The sequence below is a fragment of the Burkholderia cepacia ATCC 25416 genome (genome assembly GCF_001411495.1).
Classification (GTDB): domain Bacteria; phylum Pseudomonadota; class Gammaproteobacteria; order Burkholderiales; family Burkholderiaceae; genus Burkholderia; species Burkholderia cepacia.
The window spans coordinates 711,287-731,540 of record NZ_CP012983.1; the positions used below are offsets into that span (position 1 = coordinate 711,287).

The 20,254-nt window shown below is 66.4% G+C and carries 13 protein-coding genes; 6 read left to right on the forward strand and 7 right to left on the reverse strand.

The genetic code is table 11. The annotated features are described in order from the left end of the window. Positions 1 to 32 precede the first annotated feature (32 nt). Together APZ15_RS35425 and APZ15_RS35430 are read left to right on the forward strand one after the other, a co-directional pair. Positions 33 to 1,010 carry a type II secretion system F family protein gene (locus APZ15_RS35425; protein ID WP_027792716.1) on the forward strand — a complete coding sequence of 326 codons (978 nt, stop codon included), beginning with the start codon at positions 33 to 35 and terminating at the stop codon, positions 1,008 to 1,010. Between the two features lie 36 nt (positions 1,011 to 1,046). Further along, entirely contained in the window at positions 1,047 to 2,009 is a 963-nt protein-coding gene (locus APZ15_RS35430) for a type II secretion system F family protein (RefSeq protein WP_027792715.1), read from the forward strand. Positions 2,010 to 2,298: 289 nt separating this feature from the next. Here APZ15_RS35430 and APZ15_RS35435 read toward each other — a convergent pair whose 3' ends face one another. The 6 genes from APZ15_RS35435 to APZ15_RS35460 form a co-directional block, all read right to left on the reverse strand. After that, positions 2,299 to 3,561 carry a serine hydrolase domain-containing protein gene (locus tag APZ15_RS35435; RefSeq protein WP_027792714.1) on the reverse strand — a complete coding sequence of 421 codons (1,263 nt, stop codon included), beginning with the start codon at positions 3,559 to 3,561 and terminating at the stop codon, positions 2,299 to 2,301. A 135-nt stretch (positions 3,562 to 3,696) separates the two neighbouring features. Then, the gene (locus APZ15_RS35440; RefSeq protein WP_027792713.1) at positions 3,697 to 4,653 is read right to left on the reverse strand and encodes a SphA family protein; all 957 of its coding nucleotides are present in this window, start codon (positions 4,651 to 4,653) and stop codon (positions 3,697 to 3,699) included. Positions 4,654 to 4,689: 36 nt separating this feature from the next. Further along, entirely contained in the window at positions 4,690 to 5,217 is a 528-nt protein-coding gene (locus APZ15_RS35445; RefSeq protein WP_027792712.1) for a flavin reductase family protein, read from the reverse strand. A gap of 5 nt (positions 5,218 to 5,222) precedes the next feature. Next, positions 5,223 to 6,461 (reverse strand): styrene monooxygenase/indole monooxygenase family protein, encoded by a 1,239-nt coding sequence (locus APZ15_RS35450; protein ID WP_027792711.1) that lies wholly within the window; start codon positions 6,459 to 6,461, stop codon positions 5,223 to 5,225. Positions 6,462 to 6,525: 64 nt separating this feature from the next. After that, on the reverse strand, positions 6,526 to 7,314 hold the full coding sequence (locus tag APZ15_RS35455; RefSeq protein ID WP_027792710.1) for an SDR family oxidoreductase: 789 nt from the start codon (positions 7,312 to 7,314) through the stop codon (positions 6,526 to 6,528). A 40-nt stretch (positions 7,315 to 7,354) separates the two neighbouring features. Next, positions 7,355 to 8,602 (reverse strand): dienelactone hydrolase family protein, encoded by a 1,248-nt coding sequence (locus APZ15_RS35460; protein ID WP_027792709.1) that lies wholly within the window; start codon positions 8,600 to 8,602, stop codon positions 7,355 to 7,357. 352 nt (positions 8,603 to 8,954) lie between these two features. Between APZ15_RS35460 and APZ15_RS35465 the strand changes: the two genes are divergently transcribed. Then, entirely contained in the window at positions 8,955 to 9,980 is a 1,026-nt protein-coding gene (locus tag APZ15_RS35465; RefSeq protein ID WP_027792708.1) for an AraC family transcriptional regulator, read from the forward strand. Between the two features lie 348 nt (positions 9,981 to 10,328). After that, positions 10,329 to 12,506, forward strand: a complete 2,178-nt coding sequence (locus tag APZ15_RS35470; protein ID WP_027792707.1) for a TonB-dependent siderophore receptor — start codon at positions 10,329 to 10,331, stop codon at positions 12,504 to 12,506. Positions 12,507 to 12,528: 22 nt separating this feature from the next. Here APZ15_RS35470 and APZ15_RS35475 read toward each other — a convergent pair whose 3' ends face one another. After that, a complete protein-coding gene (locus APZ15_RS35475) occupies positions 12,529 to 13,335 on the reverse strand; it encodes a response regulator transcription factor (RefSeq protein WP_027792706.1) in 807 nt (268 codons plus the stop codon). A gap of 1,145 nt (positions 13,336 to 14,480) precedes the next feature. On the opposite strand from APZ15_RS35475, the gene APZ15_RS35480 reads away from it, so the two are divergent. Further along, entirely contained in the window at positions 14,481 to 18,815 is a 4,335-nt protein-coding gene (locus tag APZ15_RS35480) for a YadA-like family protein (protein WP_027792705.1), read from the forward strand. 452 nt (positions 18,816 to 19,267) lie between these two features. Next, positions 19,268 to 20,182, forward strand: coding sequence for a hypothetical protein (locus tag APZ15_RS35485; RefSeq protein ID WP_049097131.1), 915 nt, complete (start codon positions 19,268 to 19,270; stop codon positions 20,180 to 20,182). Positions 20,183 to 20,254: the final 72 nt, after the last annotated feature.

Below are 20,254 nucleotides of genomic sequence, written 5' to 3' on the forward strand. Positions count from 1 at the left end.
GACATGGCGCCGCTAACCGCCGGGGAGACCTCATGAACACGATCTTTTACGCCTTTGTGATTCTCATGTTCGTCGCGGTCGTGCTGACGATCGAAGGCACCTATCAATGGTGGAACGCGCGGCACGGCGCTGCCGCGCGCCGGATCGAGTCGCGCATTCGCGCGATGTCGGCCGGCGGTAACGTCCAGCAGGAGCGGCTGTCGATCCTGAAGAAACGGATGCTCGACGAGTCGAAGCCGTTCGACCAGTTGCTGCTGCGCGTGCCGCGCGTGCAGGCGCTCGATCTCCTGATCCAGCAATCGGGCCTCGACTGGACGCTGTCGAAGCTGATCGTGCTCAGCGCGGTGTTTCCGGCGATCGCGTGGCTCGCGCTGAGTTTCGCCACGTTGCCGCAGCTGGTTGCGCTGCCGATCGCGCTGTGTGCCGGATGCCTGCCGGCGATGTATGTGATGCGTGCCCGCCGGCGCCGCATGCGCAAGCTCGAACGGCAGTTGCCGGACATCTGCGACATGATTTCGCGCGCGCTGCGTTCCGGTCATTCGTTCACGAGCACGCTCGGGATGGTGAGCGAGGAGTTTCCCGATCCGATGGGCGGCGAATTCCGGATCACGTTCGACGAGGTCAACTACGGCGTGTCGCTGCACGACGCGCTGATGAATCTCGCGACGCGCGTGCCGGTGCAGGACCTGCGCTATTTCGTGATCGCGGTGCTGATCCAGCGCGAGACCGGCGGCAACCTGGCCGAGCTGCTCGACAGCATCTCCGCGCTCATCCGTGAGCGCTTCAAGCTGTTCGACAAGGTGCGTGTGCTGTCGGCGGAAGGGCGGCTGTCGGCGTGGATCCTCGGGCTGCTGCCGTTCGGTACGGCCGGGGCGATCGCGGTGATGAATCGCGAGTTCCTGTCGGTGCTCTGGGAAGATCCGGCCGGGATCAGGATGGTCGGCACGATGCTGGTGACGATGCTCTTTGGCCTGCTGTGGATCCGCCGCATTGTCCGGATTCGCGTCTGACGCGTGAGATGAATAACGAACCGTAGCGAGACTGTCATGCAAAACCTGAGCGTAGTCCACGCCGTGATGCTGGGCGGCCTGTTCATCTTCGTGGCCGGCGGCGCCCTGATCGGGATGCTGCTGTTCGCGCCGCGCAATATCCAGCGCCGGATCCAGCAGGCCGGCGGCGCCGGCACGGGCCCCGGCGACAGCGACGACATGGCCTCGCGCTGGGTCGCGAAGCTGGTGGAGCTGTCCACCCCGATCTCCAGGCTGTCGGTGCCGAAGGACGGGTGGGAGAATTCGCCGTTGCGCATCCGGCTCATGAACGCCGGCTGGCGCAACCCGAACGCGGCCGCGCTGTATTTCACCGCGAAGACGATGCTCGCGCTCGCCGTGCCGTGCGCGGTGCTGCTGGTGCTGATCACGACCCGGCTCGGGGATCAGCGCGAACTCCTGTCGGTCATCCTCGTCGCGCTCGCCGGGATCGGCTACTACATCCCGAACATCGTGCTGTCGCAGCGGATCAAGGTGCGTCAGCAGAAGATCTTCGAGGATTTCCCGGACGCGCTCGACCTGCTTACGGTGTGCGTCGAAGCGGGGCTGGGGCTCGACGCGGCGCTGATGAAGGTGAGCGAGGAGCTGCGGTTCAGCAGCGAGGTGGTCTCGAGCGAACTCGACCTGCTGCTGCTCGAGATGCGCTCCGGCTTCACGAAGGAGACGGCACTGCGCAATCTCGCGCTGCGTACCGGCGTCGAGGACATCGAGTCGTTCTGCGCGATGCTGATCCAGGCCGATCGTTTCGGCACGAGCATCAGCGAATCGCTGCGCGTGCTGTCGGACATGCTGCGCACGCGGCGCCGGATGCGCGCGGAGGAACGGGCCGCGAAGATTGCGTTGAAACTGCTGTTCCCGCTGATCTTCTGCATCTTTCCCTCGCTGATGCTGGTGCTGCTCGGGCCGGCGATGATTCACGTCTATCGCGTGCTGCTGCCGACGTTCGTCGGGATGTCGCAGTAAGCGGCGAACCGGCGTCGTGCCGGGATCGACGGAAACGTCGATGAAGGTTCAGCGTGCCGGGCGGCCACCCCCGCCGGCCGGCACGGCGACAGGCTTCATGGAGGCTCCCTCCCCAGGCGGCGCCGCGAGACAGGTTGACCATAGCGGCGTCAATGCATCCTGGACCCATGGTCGGCCATGGAAGTAGCCGTAGTCCACCGCCTGATCGGCTGCCCCCTACTGCTAACCTGAATGCCGGCGAAGTTTGCCGGCATCACGTTGTACGCGATGCAGCGGTGTTCGCGCGGCATCACGGCCGCCCTTCGCTCGGCACTTCGGCCGCCTTGCTGAGCTCGCCCATGACGATCTGCGCGATCACGTTGGCCGGTGCGCGCCCATCCGGCGCGGCCGCCGTGTTCGCCCACGTGACGATCGTCGTCTTCGTGACCGGGTCGTAGCCCATGAAGGTATTGAAGCCCGGGATCTCGCCCGTATGTCCGTAGAACGTGCCGAATTCGGCCAGACCCATGCAGTAGCTGGCCGACCTCGGGTCGGACGAATCGATCGGCGTGCAACTGGCGAGCCGTTGCGCCTGAAGGTTGGCGTTCAGGTAGCCGCCGCCCACCATCCGCTGCACGTATGCGGCCAGTTCCGTCACGGTTGAAATGCCGGAGCCCGCCGTCCACGCCCACGACGTATTCACGCGGGTCACGTTCGTCGGTTGCAGCGTGCCGTTTTTCGCGTCCGCCTGGCGTTGGGGCGACAGCGCGTCGCTGTCGGTCGTCTCGGCATTGGTGCCCCATTGATAGCCCTGCGGCGCCGGTGCCGGCAGCGACGTATCCTGCTGCGGCGGGAGCAAGGTATTGACCAGGCCGAGCGGCGCGAACAGGCGCGCGTTCATCGCATCGGCCGCGCTCATGCCGGTCAGTTGCTCGATGATGAGCCCGAGCAGCACCGTGTTCGTATTCGAGTAGCGAAAATCCGCGCCGGGCGCGAAATAGACCGGCTGGCCTTCGGCGATACCCAGCAGTTCCGACGTCGTCCACACCTTGTCCGGCTGCGCGTCGAGCGTCTGGTTGAACGCGAGATTCGTCGAATAGTTGTAGAGGCCGCTGCGCATGGTCAGCAACTGTTCGATCGTGATCGTATTGCCGTTCGGCACGTTCGCGACGAACTTGCTGACGGTGTCGCCGAGGCTCAGCCGGCCTTCCTGCACGAGCTGCAGGATCACCGTGCCGGTCCATGTCTTGGTCACGCTGCCGACGCGAAAGTGCGCGTTCGTCGGTATCGGCGTGTTCGTGCCCCGCACGGCCGTGCCGAACGATTCGAGCCAGTTCCCCTGCGGCGATTGCACATAGACGACTGCGCCGGGTGTCTGCGTATCCGCGAGCAGTGCGTTGATCTGAGGGCGCGCCGCGTTCGCGAACGCCGGCACGCTCGAGCCCGGCGAACTGTCGCCGCCGCATGCGGAAACGGCGATGCCGATGACCACGGCCGGTGCGACGGCCACCATGCCGTGCGCCAGCCGCCGCGATACGTTCGACAAGAACCGGGAGGTTGCTGAAGGATTCATCGCGCGGGTCCTCCGTGGTCGTGACGTATTGCCTGCGTTGTCTTCTCCAAAACTATAGGACAGGCGCGCCGGTGCGGGCAGCATGCATCATTCGTCCGATGAAACCGACCGGGCCCGTTCGTCCGGTCGCGGCCGTCACTGAAAGTGATGCACGTACCGCAGCACCATCCGCGTGCCCTGCGGCCGGTTCCGCGCATAGGTCTCGAAATACGCGTTGAACATCAGGTGATCCTGCTGCGAGAAGCTGTACATGGCCCCCGGGCCGATCGCGAACACGGCCTCCCGCGTGCCCGGCACGTCCTGCCCGTTTTCCTTCATGTCGGTGGTCTGGCGCAGCCAGTAGCCGTTGAGCCCCAGCCGCAGGCCGGGGCGCACCTCGTACTCGGTCGCGAAGTTCGCGTGGATCGCCTGGCCGGCCTGCGTCGACGTCACGTCCGGGCCGAGCGACGTGGCCGGCCGATGGTTGGTCGTGTTCCACAGATAGTGCAGCCGCCACGACACGGTCCATTTCGGCGTGAGCCACAGCGTCGCCGCCCAGTACGGGTCGAACGACCAGACATGGCTGCCCGGGTTGATCGCGCGCGACGGATCGTACGCGCCGGTCGGCGCGATGAACTGGAATTCCACGCGCTGCGCGAAGCGCGGGCCTTGCGCGCCCATCACCGGATCGAACTGGACGAACGGGCCGATCAGCAGGTCGCCGAAGCCGGCGCGCGCATTCAGCGCGACGTTGCCGATGCCGTCGTCGGTCCGCGCCGATGCGACCCACGGCAGGATCACGTCGAGGCCCGGATGCATGCCCGCGAACGTCAGCGGCGACTGATAGACGAGCTGGCTCAGCCCCGCGAACAGGTCGATGTCCTGCTTCGGCAACCCGACCTTGTTGCCCGCGTTGTCGTTGACGCGGCCGGCCGTGTAGTACTGCAGGTACTGCGTGCCGTACCAGCCGGAGCCGGCCGGCGGCATGCCGTCGAGGAAGCTGGTCATGCCGAGATTGACCGCCGGCAGGTCGGTTGCGCGGGCCGGCGCGCTTGCGGCCATGCCGGCGATCGAGAGGCCCGCGACGACGAGCAGGCGAGAGCCGAATTTCATGTTCACCACCTCCTGGTTGTTTATCGGTATAACTAATCAAACGGTGCGAAAAAGATCGGGGTGGTCGGCGATCGCGCGATACTGACCCGCATGAAACACGAGCGGCGCCCTGCCGAACGCGTCGAACTGCTCGATCTGGCCGATGAAGAGCAGGTGATCGCCGCCTTCGTAATGGCCGACGTTGCGGCACACGAAGCGCGCGCTCGCGCCGTCGAGGCAGGGCACGCCGCCGGCGTCCGAATCCGCGTGCGGCACGCCGTCGAACTTGTCGGCGCTGGGCGTCGCGAAGCGGCGCGACAGGTCGATCTGGTCGTGCGCGAGGATGTTGATCGCGAAATGGGTGGCCGCGACGAAATCCGGGCGGCTCGGCGCGACCTTGCGAAGGCTCCACAGCACGAGCGGCGGATCGAGCGACAGCGACGAGAACGAATTGGCGGTGAGGCCCACCTTGCGTCCGTCGGCCGCGCACGTGGTGATCACGGTGACGCCGGTCGGGAACTGCCCGAACGCGGCGCGCAGCTGCATCGGGTCGAGGGTCGGGCGGTCGGTAGCGATCGTTTCCATGCCGGTTACTCCGAACGCGCACTGTGTTCGCGGATGAACGCCGCGCAGGCCGACGGCTCGAACCACCACGGCGAGAACCGGCGCGGATCGTCGAAGCCGTCGACGATCGCCGCGGCGAGCGACGGCAACTGGCCGGCCGCGCCGAGCAGTTCGAGGATGTGCGGCGGCGGCGGGGTGAGCAGCGAGTTGGTCCAGCGCACGACATGCTGCGCATAAGCCCAGTAGCCTTCGAACGTCTGCTGCATCCAGTCTTCACTGAACGGCGCGGCATCGCGCGCGACGATCGCATCGAAATATGCGTTCGCGCATTTCGCGGCGTTGTTCGAGCCTTGCCCGGTGATCGGATCGTTGACGACCACCGCATCGGCCATCCCGAACACCGTGCGGCCCGACGGCAGCCGGAAGAACGGCTTGCGCACCGTCGGCGCGAAGCGGCCGGCCAGCGTGCCGTTCGAATCGGTGAGCTCGACGTCGCGACAGCGCTCGAATTCCCACGGCACGTATTGCCGCAGGAACGACAGGCTCCGGTCCAGATGCTGCTCGGGCGTCTTCACGTCGGCCCAGCAATCGAGCGGGCCGCCCGGAATGCCTTCGAACACCATGATTTCGCACGGGCCCGTCGTGGTCAGCGCGGGGAATACGAAATACTCGCCGATGCCGGGCAGCAGGTTGAAGCGCACGCGCGAATACGGCTGGCTCGGCGTCATCCCTTTCACATAGGTGAGGGCCAGCGCGCGTTGCGGGCGGTCGAACGCGCTGCGCGCGTCGTCGCGGCCGAGCAGGTTGACGATCTCGCCCTTGCCGGCCGCGAGCAGCACGAGGTCGTGGCTGCGCGCCAGTTCCTCGAGTTCGGGCACGCCGATGTCGCCGATGCGCACGTCCGCGCCGCGGCGGCGCACACTGTCGAGCCAGTCGGCCATTTTCACGCGCTGGTCGACCGACTGCGCGTAGCGGGTCAGCCGCGACGACCAGTCGATCGCCTTGCGGCCGCCGCCGTCCGGATGCGGTACCGCGATGCCGATCCCTTCGACGGACGGGCACGCTTCCTCCCAGGTGTTCAGGCCGAGGTCGCGTTCGATCTGCAGTGCGGTATGGAACATGCACTGGCTCGACATGACCTTGCCCGTGCGGATCTGTTCGGCGTCGCGATTGGTCGCGAGCGTCACGTGGTAGCCCTGGCCGAGCAGGGCGAAGGCGAGTTGCAGGCCGGACTGGCCGGCGCCGACGATGGCGATACGTCTCATGGGGATGTCCTTGGTTGGCCGGATGCCGGCCGGAATGATTGCGGGAAGCGGCGGCGGGAAACGGTCACTCCGCGAGCCGCGGAATGGCCGGCACCGCCTGTTCGGGGCCCATCGCGGAATAACCGCCATCGACCGCGTAGTCGGCGCCCGTCACGAAGCTCGCCGCGTCGCTGCACAGGAACGTCACGACCTGTGCGACCTCGGACGGATCGCCGACTCGGCCGAGCAGGTGGAACGGCGCGGCGACGCGATCGGTCTTCGCGCGGTCGCCGTGCGTCAGCTCGTCCATCACGCGCGACCACGTCCATCCCGGCGATACCGAGTTGACGCGAATGCTCTCGGGCGCGAGATCCATCGCCATGCTGCGCGTGAGCTGGCGGATCGCCGCCTTGGACGTCGGGTACAGCCAGCGGCCGGTCTGAGCGCACTCGGCCGAGATCGAGCTGAAGTTCACGATCGCGCCGCCGCCGCGCCGGGCCATGTGCGGATGCACGGCCTTCGCGAGCATCGCGGCCGACACGACGTTGACGTCCATCGCGGCGAGCCAGTCGTTGCGGGTCGCCTGGATGCCGTTGTCGACGTAGCTGCACGCGAGGTTGACGAGCACGTCGATCGCGCCGAACCGCTCGACGATGGCCGATATCGCACGTTCGATCGCGCGATCGTCGGTGATGTCGAGCGCGACGAACATGGCCTTGTCGCCGAGCGAACCGGCGACGCGCGCGCCGTTGTCCGCATCGAGATCGAGGATCGCGACGCATGCACCGGCGCGGCTCAGGTCCTGCGCGACCGCGGCGCCGATCAGCGTGGCGCCGCCGGTGACGATCGCGACTTTGCCAGCAAGGGCAGTCATGGGGTGTCTCCGTGAATCGTGAGGTGAGGGAGGGGGCGCGTCAGTGCACACCCGTCGACGGCTCGCTGTCCTGCCAGCGGCGCATCAGGCCGTTCGACGGCACGGTTTCGTCGAGCAGCTTGCGGGCCGTTTCGACGCCCGCGACCGGCAGGCCGGCCGGATCGAGCAGGCCGATCTGCACGAGCACGCTCGCCTGATCCCAGTAGATATGCTCGTGATAGAGCTTGTCGCCGCGAAACTTGACGATCGCGACGAGTGGAATCTCGACGCGCTTGCCGGTGGGCGCGACGCCCGGCAGCATCCAGTCGATCTCGGTGGTGTGCGTGAAGCAGAACAGCAGCTCGTCGACGACCTGGCTCGCGCCGATCGTGCGCGAGATCGGCGTGATCGTCGTGTCGGGCGGATTCGCATGCACGAAGTGATGCGTGTAGAAGCGCTTGAGCTCGTCGTGGCCGACGCCGCCCGTCAGCGTCGGAACATGGTTGACGTACGGCTCGGCGACCATCGTCGCCATCGTGGCATCGACGTTGCGCGTGGCGAATTCGTGTTCGAGATGCGCTTCCCACAGTGTGGACAGGTCGTAGTGCGGGCCGAGCGCGGCGCGGAACGCGGCGATCGCGCGCTGGTGGGCCATCACCGCGGCGGCCTTGTCGAAATGATCGCCGCCGACGCGGGCGAACGCGTGATCGACGCCCGGATACACATACACTTCGACGCCGTCGCGGCCGGCCAGCGCGTCGGCGATGCGCTGCTGCGCGTCGGGCGGGCAGAAGCGGTCCAGCCCCGCGATCTGCAGCACGAGCCGGCCCTGCAGGTGCGCGGCCTCGTCCAGCGCCTGCTCGATGCCCACGCCGTAGTAGCTGACCGCCGCGGCCACGCCCGGCAGCCGGCACGCGGCGAGATAGGCGAGCTTGCCGCCGAGGCAGTAGCCGAGCACGCCGGTTTCGCCCGTGCATTCCGGCTGCTGCCTGAGCGCGTCCAGCGCGGCACCGATGTCCTCGACGCCCTTGTCCTCGTCGAATTCGCGATACAGGGCCATCGCGCGCTCGACATCGGCTGCCGCATGGCCGAGCTCGATCCCCGGCGCCTGGCGCCAGAACAGGTCGGGCACGAGCACTGTATAGCCTTCCTCCGCGTAGTAGTCGGCGGCCTCCCGCATCGTCGCGTTCGCGCCGAAGATCTCGTGACACAGCACGATGCCCGGCCCCTTGCCGCCGGCCGGCGTGCTCAGGTAGGCGCGAAACGTTCCGCCGTCCGGCGACGGAATGTCGATGTGACGTCCTTTCATCTGTCCCTCCGTTGAATTCATTGCTGCGACGAGCCCAGTATTGGCGGACGAAACGTGCGCTTCTATCCGCTTTCTTCGGCCGGTATCCGCGAATTCCGGAAACCTGCGGCACCGGCCGCCGCGCGTGGGCAGGCGCGCGGCCGACTGCGGGTATGTGCGGATGCGGAAAGCCCGCACAGTTTTCTACGATGCGCGAACGGTCCGTTTCTTGCGTCGTTTGCGCGGGACTTGCGTGCTTTGGCGGCCGGACTGTCCGGATACTCCGGGCGCTATCCGGATCGTGCGGCGAATGCCCCCGCACCGGGAACGCATGCACGGCGCGAGTGCAACCGAGCATGACGGGAGAACATCGATGGCGCAATTTTCCGGAACGGGCTGGCTGGCCGACACCGCCTGTTTCAATCACGACAACCTGCTGCTGCAGTCGAACGATGTCGACGAGGTGCGCGCGCGTGTCGCCGACGTCTTCAAGCCGCACCGGCTCACGCCGACCGGCGAATCGCGCGCGCTGCACAGCTGCATGCATCATGCGCGTTGGGGCAACCTGTCGTTGAACCTGCTCGATTACGGCGGCGGGGTCAGCATCGAGCCCGGGCCGCTCGAGCACTTCTTCCTGTTGCAGATCCCGCTGCGCGGCGACGCGGAGATCGAGTGCGGATCGGCAAGTTTCGTGTCGTCGCCGGGCACCGCGTCGTTGATCTCGCCGACGCTGCCGCTGAAGATGCGCTGGGGCGACGCGTGTCCGCAAGTCATCGTGCGCATCGAGCGCGAAGTGATGGAGCGCCATGCGCAGCGGCATTTCGGCGACGACCGGCGCGCACCGGTCGAATTCGAACCGGCATTCAACCTGTCGTCGTCGCAAGGGGCGTGTCTCGCGCAGTTGCTGCCGGTCCTCGCCGGCGCGATCGCGACGGACGCGCATCCGCTGCGTCATCCGCTCGCGTTCGAGCCGCTCGAATCGACGCTGCTCAACCTGCTGCTGCACGGCCACCCGAACAGCGCGCGCAACGGCACGCGGCACCTGCCGGTGGCGCTCGCACCGTTCTATGTGCGGCGCGTCGAGGATTACATTCGCGCCCATCTCGACGAGCCGCTGACGATCGAGCGGCTCGCCGACCTCGCCGGCGTGAGCCCGAGCACGCTGTTCGCCGGCTTCCGCCATCGCCACGGGATCACGCCGATGGGCTTCGTGCGGCAGTTGCGGCTGCAACGTGTGCGCGAGGAACTGCTGGCCGACGAGTCGCCGGGGCTCGCATCGGTGACGGACATCGCGCTGAAATGGGGCTTCGCGCACCTCGGGCGATTCGCGATCGAGTACAAGCGGGCGTTCGGCGAGTCGCCGTCGGCGACGCTCAGGATGCGGCGCGTGCGCGCCTAGTACCGCCGACGGCAGCCCACGGCCGTTCCCGGGGCGCATGCAGCCTGGCGTTCCCGTCTTTCATCTGCCTTCCTCGCGGGCCGCCGCACGGATCGATCCCGCGCCGGCCCCGCCTCCAACGCGCCAAACGCCGGCTTTTCCCGCTGGCGCACTTTTTTTAAAGACTCCGTTACGTTCGCCCGGTATGATCGCTGCGCTCGCGAACGACGCCATTGGCCGTTGCATGCCGACTCGCGCGTAACCAGCATCGCCAGCATGACAACACGGGGCGGACGCCGGCGGTGCGTCGCGTCGCGATCGGGCCGCGATCGGGTCGAATCGGCCACCAGCACGACGGAGCATGGAACGATGGTAACGGGGACGGGCGCGGCGAAACGCGCGATGGTGATCGCCGCCGGAAGCGCGTTGTACGTGGCGGCAGCGGGCGGCGCGCACGCGCAGGCATCGGGTGCGGCAGCGCCGCTGGCGACCGTGCTGCCGGAAATCGACGTAACGGGGAAGGGCGACCGCTCGTCGAGCGGGCTCGTCGGGCTGCGCACCACGGCCGGCACGAAAACCGACACGCCGGTGGCAGAAGTGCCGCAGACGATCAACATCGTGACCGCGCAGCAGATCGAGATGACCGGCGCGACCGACCTGAACCAGGCGCTGCGCTACGTGCCGGGATTCGCGACGTTCGGCGCCGACAGCCGCACCGACTCGTATGCGGCGCTGCGCGGCTTCACGCCGACGCTGTACGTCGACGGCGTGGCCGCGCCGCATACGGCCGTGATCGCGGACTGGCGCGTCGACCCGTACACGATCGACTCGATCGCGGTGCTGCGCGGGCCGACGTCGGTGCTGTACGGCGCGGGCGAGCCCGGCGCGATCGTCGACGCGCACACGAAGCTCGCCGACGGCGAACGCGTCCGTGAAGCCGGCGTGCAGATCGGCAACGACGCGCGCAAGCAATTCATGGTCGATGTCGGCGATACGCTCGACCCGGACGGCCGGTACGCGTATCGCTTCGCCGGCGTGGCGCGCGACGGCAACGCGGAAACCGGCCCGAACGGCGACCGTCGCGTCGCGCTGGCGCCGTCGTTCCGCTGGCGGCCGAACGCCGACACGTCGCTGACGCTCTCGGCGACGTTCCTGCAGGACAGCGGCGATATTTCGTCGAACTTCCTGCCGGCGTCGGGCACGGTGCTGCCGAACCCGAACGGCCGCCTGTCGCAGGACATCTACATGGGCGACCCCGGGTTCAACGACTACCGGAAGAAGCAGTGGTCGCTCGGCTACGCGCTGGAGCACCGCGTGAACGCGATCTGGTCGCTGCACCAGGACGTGCGCTGGTCGCACCTGTCGCTCGACGACGCGACGGTGTTCGGCAACGGCTTCGCGCCCCGCAGCACCACCAACATGATGCGTACCGCGGGGCTGTTCCAGCTCAACTACAGCCGGCTCGACATCGACAACCACGCGCAGGCCCGCTTCGGCACGGGGCCGCTCGAACATACGCTGCTGCTCGGCGCGCAATACGACCGGCAGACGACGACCAACAGCGTGTGGCTTGCGATCGCGCCGTCGCTCAACCTGTATCACCCCGTGTACCGGCCCGTCACGGACGCGATTTTCTCCGGCCCGACGTCGCTCGGCCACGTCGACCAGTACACGGCGATGAACACGTTCGGTGTATACGCGCAAGACCAGATCCGCTGGAAGCGCTGGACGCTGACGCTCGGCGGCCGCGAGGATTTCGTCAATGCGCGGTTCGACGACCGGACGGCCGGCAAGCAGGCGCGGCAGGACGTCAGTGCATTCTCCGGGCGCGTCGGGCTCACCTATCGGGGCGACGCCGGGCTGTCGCCGTATGTGAGCCATTCGACGTCGTTCGATCCCGTCATCGGCGTGCGGTTGTATGGTGGCGGGCTGCCGAAGCCGACACGCGGCACGCAGACGGAAGCCGGGTTGCGCTGGCAGCCGCCGGGCCGGAACCTGATGCTGAGTGCGGCCCTCTACCAGATCGACCAGATCAACGTCGTGACGCCGACGCCGGTCAGTCTCGACCCGACCGGCACGACGTCCGTGCAGACCGGCAAGGTGCGCTCGCGCGGGATCGAGCTGAGCGCGGTCGGCAAGATCACCCGCGAGCTGTCGGTCGTCGCGTCGTACGTCCATCAGGACGTCAAGAACGTGCAGGCGAACGACGCGTCGCTGAACCACTGGCCGGTGGCCGTGCCGCTGCCGCGGCAGATGGCTTCGATGTGGGCCGACTGGACCTGGCGCACGGGCGCGCTGTCGGGCCTCGGGCTCGGCGGCGGCGTGCGTTACCAGAGCGCGTCGGCGGGCGCGCCCGACAACTCGCTGACGGTGCCGAGCGTGACGCTGGTCGACCTGGCGCTGCACTACGAGATGCCGCACTGGCGGTTCGCGCTGAACGTCGCGAACCTGTTCGACCGGCGTTATGTCAGCGGTTGCCAGTCGTATAACGTGTGTGTGTTCGGCAACGAGCGGACCGTGCTCGCCAGCGCGAAATACAACTGGTAGGCGCGAGCGCGCGGAACGCGTCCTACGCGTCGCGTTGCGGCTCCCGGCGCGCGGCGCGTTCACCGGCGTGGCGCTGGCGCCGCCACTCGGTCGGCGTGAGGCCGAAACGTTCGCGGAATGCGGTGGCGAAATTCGCCGGCGTGGAAAAACCGATCTCCTTCGCGATGCTGGCAATGCTGAGCGACGTCGAATCCAGCAGATCCTGCGCGATCCTCAGCCGCTCGTGCCGCAGATACTCGAACACCGTCTGGCCGAGATTGTCGCGAAACGCCCGCGACAGCCGCTTTTCATGCGTGCCGACCGCGCGTGCCAGTTGTTCCACCGTCGGCGGATCGTTCAGCGTCCGCGCCAGGTGGCGGATGGCCGCGCGCACGATGATGTCGTCGTCCTTGCCGGTCACGAACACGCTTTCCGTGTCGACGGGCCGCTCGCGCGTCGCCCGCGCGAGCTGCACGCGAATCCGCGCGAGCACTTCGGCCGGCTCGAACGGCTTCACCACGTAGTCGACGCAGCCGATCTCGAACCCCTCGAGGCGTTCGTGCAACGCGCCCGCCACGGTCAGGAAGATGACAGGAATCGCGCACGTCAGCGGATCGGCGGCCAGCAGCCGGCACGCGGTGAAGCCGTCCATGCGCGGCATCCGGACATCCATCAGGATCAGGTCGGGCATGAGCGCCTGCGCACGCTGGCACGCCTGCAGCCCGTCGGATGCAATGCTGATCCGGCACCCGGTGCCGCGCAGGATGTCGATCAGCAAGCGAAGCTGGTCGGGCTGATCGTCGACGATCAGGATATGGGCGTCGCCCAATGCGGAGGTCGATGGATGCATCGTGCACCTGTTCTGGAATGGCTGCTGGCTGCGTTCCTGCGGGTGGCCGGCCCGGTTCGGATAATCGTTGGAAACTGCTCTATGGCAACGCACAAGCGCATCGATATTCGGATTTCGCGCGAACCGCGCGACAGACGACCGGTCGGCGTAATACCCGGCGTTGCTTGTATTGATCGCTGATCCGGTAAGGACGCGAAGCGTTGCCGCCGCCGCGCGTGGAAAAGGGTGCGGCTGACCGTGTCGATGCGAGCCGAATTGTAGGGGGATATTTCGATTCTTGCCAGACGCATTGACTCTATTTACTTCATTCCAGTTTTCTGATTCTTAATCAGATATTGTGATTTGCGTTAGCGATGTGGCACCCTGATGCCTGTCCATTTCCGCCATTTTCATTCTTGCCCGCACGCGATCGCGCGGCTCGGTGGTTTTTCTGCGGAAATATTTTCGCTGGAATTTGTTTTTAATCCGCTTCGGCAAAGCATTTGTCCGCTCTACAAAACATCCGGATTAATTCCGGCGCCGCGAAATCGTTTGCGAGATGCGCATTTTTAACGCAACTTATTGAATATATTGGATTTTACAATCTATAAAGAATGTCGCCTTCAATAATTTAAGTGCGTGTCTCATAATTCGTCCGAACTTTGAACGCAGGGTTGCACGGGGCAGCACAAGGCACGGAGGGTTGTGACGGACGTTGCGTGATTCGGGGCCGTGGCATCAATTGATGCTCGTCCGAACGCATGTCCGTAGCGCTCAGGCGCACGTCCGGTTGCCGTCGATGAAATAAAAGAAGCGGGGTTGGTCGCGGTCGGCGCGACATCAAATCAGGGGTGTCCATAACGGCGGGTTGAATCTCCGGATTCAGTCGATGGGTGAATTCGCCCATATAAAACGATATGCATTCCTAATGCATTAACCGAATTAACGGAACGGGCCGTCACACCAACGGCGTGCCCGGGCTTTCGAACGTCCCGTCGCTACGGGCGGGCGATGCGTGTCGCCTTCGGCACGCTCGGGCCGGGCATCGGAATCGGGTTCCGCACTGAAGTCGTAATCGTAATCGCAGTCGCAATCGCATCTGAATCCTTCAAGCAAATTAAGTAGTCCGTATACAAACCAGACGCTACAAAACGGAGCAGAAGACCATGAAGAGGAAGCAGATTTCGGCGCTCGCCGCCGCCATGTTCACGGGTGCAGGTGTCCTGATCGCGGGGGCCGCGCATGCGGACAACTTCGTCGACCGCGGCAACCCGGACAACGCGCTGAACGGCCAGTGCATCGACGGGACGAACCCGCTGTGCGTGTCGACCAAGAGCGGAAGCTACGTGGCGGTGAGCACGGCAAACGTCACGATGGGGACGAACGCCAGGGCCGGTACCAGCGGGATCGCGATCGGCGACCAGTCGAATGCGAGCAGCAAGGGCGGCACCAGCAGCGGGGGCGCGATTGCGATCGGCGTCGGTTCGCAGGCGCTGGCAAACTCGGCCACGGCGATCGGCACGGTAGCCGTCGCGCAAGGCAATACGTCGCTGGCCGTCGGCCGCCAGTCGGCCGCGGTCGGCGATTTCTCGATGGCGCTCGGCAACGTCGCCGATGCGCGCGGCACGAGCTCGATCGCACTTGGCCACTCGGCGCTGGCAAGCGGCGACCGTTCGGTTGCGATCGGCGGTGCGAACCCGACCTCGAGCGACGGCGTGTCGGCCGGCGCGTCGTACGACGCGGCGACACAGACGCGCGCCGGCGGCACGCAATCCGTGGCGATCGGTGCGGGCGCGCAGACGAACGACAACAACCAGGTGGCGATCGGCTCGGGCAGCGTCGGCGCGAGCAACGGCGGCACGCCGGTGTTCGGCGGCACGGCCGCGCCGGTCGGCGGCGCGGTGTCGTTCGGCGCCATCGGCGCCGAGCGTCAGCTCAAGAACGTCGCGGCGGGCGCGGCCGATACGGATGCCGTCAACGTCCAGCAGCTGAAGAACGTGAACGGCACGCTCAGCACGAGCATCGCCAACGTCGACGCGCGCGTGACGTCGGTCGGCAATTCGCTGTCGACCACGATTTCGAACGTCGACCAGCGTGTGACCAGCGTGGGCAACAGCCTCAGCACCAGCATCGTGACGGCGACGAAGAACGTCGTGAAATACACCGACGATTCGCACGCGGCGATCGCGCTCGACGGCAGCAACGGCACCACGATCGGCGGCGTCGCGGCCGGTGTCGCCGACACCGATGCGGTCAACGTCGGCCAGCTGAAGGGCAGTGTCGCCCCGCTGCAGACGTCCATTTCGACGGCGGCATCGAACATCACGAACCTGCAAAGCAGCGTCACGGACATAAATACATCGCTGAGCACGGCAACCACGAATATCGGCAACCTGCAGGCGGCCGACGCACGCAACGTCAAGTACGACGGCCAGAGCGGCTTCGATTCGGTGACGTTCGCCGGCACGAACGGCACGACGCTGCACAACGTCGCGGCCGGTGTCGCCGATACCGACGCGGTGAACGTCGGGCAACTGAACGGCGGCCTGTCGTCGCTCAGCACGAGCGTGACGAACAACCTCAGCACGACGCTCGGCAACCTGAGCACGTCGATCACCAACCAGATCGGCGACGCGACGAAGAATGCGGTGCAGTACGACGATGACGCGCACAGCGGCGTGACGCTCGGTGGCAAGGGGGCGCAGTCGCCGGTCGGCCTGCACAACGTGGCGGACGGCGTTGCCGCGAGCGATGCCGTGAACGTCGGCCAGCTCGGCAAGGCAACCGACTCGCTGAACCAGTCGATTACGAATGTCGGCAACCAGGTCACGACGAACACGGGCAACATCGCGGCGCTCCAGCAGGACGCGCTTCTGTGGAACACGAACCTCGGCGCATACGATGCGAGCCACGGCGGCAACGGCCCGCAACGCATCGGCAACGTCGCGGCCGGCGTCGCTGACACCGATGCGGTCAACGTCGGTCAGCTGAACGGCAGCATCGCGCCGCTGCAATCGTCGATCTCGACCGCCGCGTCGAACATCACGAACCTGCAGAGCAACGTCACCGGCATCAACGCATCGCTGAGCACGGCGACCACCAACATCAGCAACCTGCAGGCCGCCGACACGCGCAACGTGAAGTACGACGGCCAGAGCGGCTTCGACTCGGTGACGTTCGCCGGCACGAACGGCACGACGCTGCACAATGTCGCGGCCGGTGTCGCGAACACCGACGCGGTGAACGTCGGGCAACTGAACGGCGGCCTGTCGTCGCTCAGCACGAGCGTGACGAACAACATCAATACGACGCTCGGCAACCTGAGCACGTCGATCAACAACCAGATCGGCAACGCGACGAAGAACGCGGTGCAGTACGACGACGATGCGCACAGCGGCGTGACGCTCGGCGGCAAGGGCGCGCAGTCGCCGGTCGGCCTGCACAACGTGGCGGACGGCACTGCCGCGAGCGACGCCGTGAACGTCGGCCAGCTCGGCAAGGCAACCGACTCGCTGAACCAGTCGATTACGAACGTCAGCAACAACGTGACGACGCTCGGCAACCAGGTGACGACGAACACGGGCAACATCGCGGCGCTCCAGCAGGACGCGCTCCAGTGGAACGCGAACCTCGGCACCTACGACGCGAGCCACGGCGCCAACGGCCCGCAACGCATCGGCAACGTCGCGGCCGGCAAGAACGGCACGGACGCGGTCAACGTCGACCAGTTGAACGCGGCGATCCAGGACGGCACGAGCCAGCTCGACGCACTCGCCGTGAAGTACGACGACGCGAGCAAGAAGCAGGTTTCGCTCGGCGCGGGCAACGGCGGGAGCCCGGTGCGCCTGACCAACGTCGCGGAAGGCAACGTCGCGGCCGGCAGCACGGACGCGGTGAACGGCGCGCAACTGCGCCGTGCAACCGACGGCACGGCGGCCGCGCTGGGCGGCGGTGCGACGGCGAATCCGGACGGCTCGATCAGCGCGCCGGACTATAAGGTCGGCGGCGGTTCGTTCAACAATGTCGGCGACGCGCTCACGAATCTCGACGGCCGCGTTCTCAACAACACGACGACGCTCGAGAATCACGAAACGCGCCTCGGCAATGCGGAAACGAACATCGCGGGCAACACGGCCGCGATCGCGGGGCTGCAGCAGGACGCGCTGCAGTTCGACCCGACGCTCGGTGCCTACAACGCGGCGCGCGGCGGTGCACCGACGAAGCTGACGAACGTGGCCGATGGCAACGTCGCCGCGGGCAGCACGGACGCGGTGAACGGCGGCCAGTTGTCGGGCGTGAAGTCGTCGCTCGAACAGCAGATCACGCAGGTGTCCAACCAGGCGGGCGAGGCCGTGAAGAACGTCGTCAAGTACGACGTCGACGCGAACGGCAACCGGCTGAATTCGGTATCGCTCATCGGCGGCGACCCGAATGCGGCCGTCGTGCTGAAGAACGTCGCCGCGGGCACCGCCGATACCGACGCGGTGAACGTCAAGCAGTTGAAGGGCGTGCAGTCGAGTCTCAACCAGCTCGGTGCGCTCGCGGTGCAGTACGACGACGCGTCGAAGAGCTCGATCACGCTCGGCGGCGCGGGCGGCACGCGCATCACCAACGTGCAGGCCGGCACGCTCAGCGCAACCAGCACGGATGCAGTGAACGGCTCGCAGCTCTACGCGACCAACCAGCAGGTCGCGAAGAACACGACCGACATCACGAACCTGCAGGGGAACGTGAACAACATCGCGAACGGCAAGGCCGGCCTCGTGCAGCAGCAGGATCCGAACGGCGCGATCACGGTCGGGAAGGACACCGGCGGCACCAGCGTGAACTTCTCCGGCACGTCGGGCGATCGCGTGCTGACCGGTGTCGCGGCGGGCGTGAAGGACAACGACGCGGTCAACATGGGCCAGTTCAACAACGCGCTGAAGAACGCGGCGGCCAACGACCAGATCCGCGCGGCGGCGACCGATGCGAACACGACGTGGATCACACGTGCCGATGCGGGTTCGATCGGGTCGACGGCAACCGCAACCGGCAAGAACGCGGTGGCGGTCGGCCAGGGCTCCGTCGCCGATCGCGACAATTCGTTCTCGGTCGGTGCGAAGGGCAGCGAGCGCCAGGTCACGAACGTCGCGGCCGGCACGGCGCCGACCGACGCGGTGAACGTGCAGCAGCTGAACGACAACCTGTCGACCGCCACGTCGCAGGCGAAGGGCTACACCGACCAGCGCATCGGCCAGGTGTACAACTCGTTCAACGACCTGAAGAAGGACATGTACGGCGGCGTGGCATCGGCAATGGCCGTGGCTGGCCTGCCGCAACCGACGGGCGCGGGCCGCTCGATGGTCTCGGCGGCGACGTCGAACTATCACGGCCAGCAGGGTTTCGCCGCCGGGTACTCGTACGTGACGGAAAGCAACCGCTGGGTCGTCAAGGCGTCGGTGACGGGCAACACGCGTTCGGACTTTGGCGCGGTGGTGGGCGCGGGTTACCAGTTCTGACGTTGTCCGCGCAGTATCGATCGAACGGTGGTGTCGGGCAGCGGTCGTGATGCCCGGCACCGGCGGGAGATCCGTGGCCCGGGGTGTGTCTGTCGACCCCGGGCCATCGACGCTTGAGGCGTCGCGAAGAGCGGTATGGCTACGCCGGGCTCGTCCGGCAGGCGATGCCGTCGATGGATGATTTATTCGCCGATTGTGGAGATAATCGGCGCTGGCGCAATGCACTCCGCATTGAGCGTGTCCGAGCACGTCTTCCAGTCCTGTATTGGCGCCGACAACGACAAAATGAAAACGATGAAACCCGAGGATGCTTCCCGCGCAACGCTTCGCGTTGCCGCGTCAGATTCGGCGGCACGCCTTCGCGGCGAGCGCCGCCATCGCGTCGGCTTTTCCGCCCGGTTACGGCGGCAGGTACCGCTGAGCGCCCGGACAATCCACGGGGGTAAAGGCACATGATCGGGAAGTTTGCATGGCTGTCCGTCGTTTCGCTTCTGGTCGCGGCATGCGGGGATCGTTCCGGTCAGGCCGATACCGCATCGAATGCGCAGCCGGCGGCCGCGTCGGCGACGCAGGCCGTTACCTCGCAGCGCGAAGGGCGCGACTCGCCTGTGCCGCCCAGGCCGGGCCAGGTGCTGGAGGGCATTTACCAGAAGGACGCGCATGGCGAGGCGACGATGGAGATCGCCAACGGAAGCCAGGCCACGTATTGGTACGGCCACGCGTTCGACCTGAACGGCGGCCACTACTTCACCGGCTTCGCGTACGAGACGCCGAACAAGTACGCCGAACAGGAGAACACCGCCGAGCCGGCGCCCGATGCCAGGGTGACGATCACGGAGGCGACCTTCGAATGGATCACGGACGGTGGCGTGGCCGGCTGGAACATGGTCGAGTCGGAACGCTCGATCGGCGAGTTTGGCCGCTACGAAAAGGCTGACACGATCGACGACAGGGAACCGGCCGTGAGCACGACCCTGCCGGACGGGCGGATCGTGCTGGCCGTGCCGACCTGGTACCTGGCTTCCGGTACCCGGATCAAGTCGTTTGGCATGTTCGTCTATCGGCGCACCGACGCGTCCAGCAATCCTGACGATACCGACTGGACCTATGCCGGCAACGTATTTCGAGGCAACGACAGCGGCGCGGCATGCGATGCCGCGGGTACCGGCAACCGGATACCGTGCGTGGAAAGCTCGTCGACGCTGACCTTCCTGCCGGCAGACGGCCGGGACTGGCCGCGCCTTCGCGTGGCGATGACCGGGACGGGCATCGACAACGCCGGCCGGAAAAAGACCGACGGCGCCGCGGATGTCGTCGAATACCGGTTCAATCCGAAGACGAAGGTTTACGAAGCGGTGAAGACGTAGGGCGGCATGGGGCGTGTCGCTTTCAACGATGGTTCCACCTGTCCAGAAAGAGGAGCCAATGGAGATGGCTCT

What these genes read in the sequence shown, in the direction of transcription:
- APZ15_RS35425 (WP_027792716.1), top strand. Translation starts at nt 33, where the DNA reads ATGAACACGATCTTTTACGCCTTTGTGATTCTCATGTTCGTCGCGGTC.
- APZ15_RS35430 (WP_027792715.1), top strand. Translation starts at nt 1,047, where the DNA reads ATGCAAAACCTGAGCGTAGTCCACGCCGTGATGCTGGGCGGCCTGTTC.
- APZ15_RS35435 (WP_027792714.1), bottom strand. Translation starts at nt 3,561, where the DNA reads ATGAATCCTTCAGCAACCTCCCGGTTCTTGTCGAACGTATCGCGGCGG.
- APZ15_RS35440 (WP_027792713.1), bottom strand. Translation starts at nt 4,653, where the DNA reads ATGAAATTCGGCTCTCGCCTGCTCGTCGTCGCGGGCCTCTCGATCGCC.
- APZ15_RS35445 (WP_027792712.1), bottom strand. Translation starts at nt 5,217, where the DNA reads ATGGAAACGATCGCTACCGACCGCCCGACCCTCGACCCGATGCAGCTG.
- APZ15_RS35450 (WP_027792711.1), bottom strand. Translation starts at nt 6,461, where the DNA reads ATGAGACGTATCGCCATCGTCGGCGCCGGCCAGTCCGGCCTGCAACTC.
- APZ15_RS35455 (WP_027792710.1), bottom strand. Translation starts at nt 7,314, where the DNA reads ATGACTGCCCTTGCTGGCAAAGTCGCGATCGTCACCGGCGGCGCCACG.
- APZ15_RS35460 (WP_027792709.1), bottom strand. Translation starts at nt 8,602, where the DNA reads ATGAAAGGACGTCACATCGACATTCCGTCGCCGGACGGCGGAACGTTT.
- APZ15_RS35465 (WP_027792708.1), top strand. Translation starts at nt 8,955, where the DNA reads ATGGCGCAATTTTCCGGAACGGGCTGGCTGGCCGACACCGCCTGTTTC.
- APZ15_RS35470 (WP_027792707.1), top strand. Translation starts at nt 10,329, where the DNA reads ATGGTAACGGGGACGGGCGCGGCGAAACGCGCGATGGTGATCGCCGCC.
- APZ15_RS35475 (WP_027792706.1), bottom strand. Translation starts at nt 13,335, where the DNA reads ATGCATCCATCGACCTCCGCATTGGGCGACGCCCATATCCTGATCGTC.
- APZ15_RS35480 (WP_027792705.1), top strand. Translation starts at nt 14,481, where the DNA reads ATGAAGAGGAAGCAGATTTCGGCGCTCGCCGCCGCCATGTTCACGGGT.
- APZ15_RS35485 (WP_049097131.1), top strand. Translation starts at nt 19,268, where the DNA reads ATGATCGGGAAGTTTGCATGGCTGTCCGTCGTTTCGCTTCTGGTCGCG.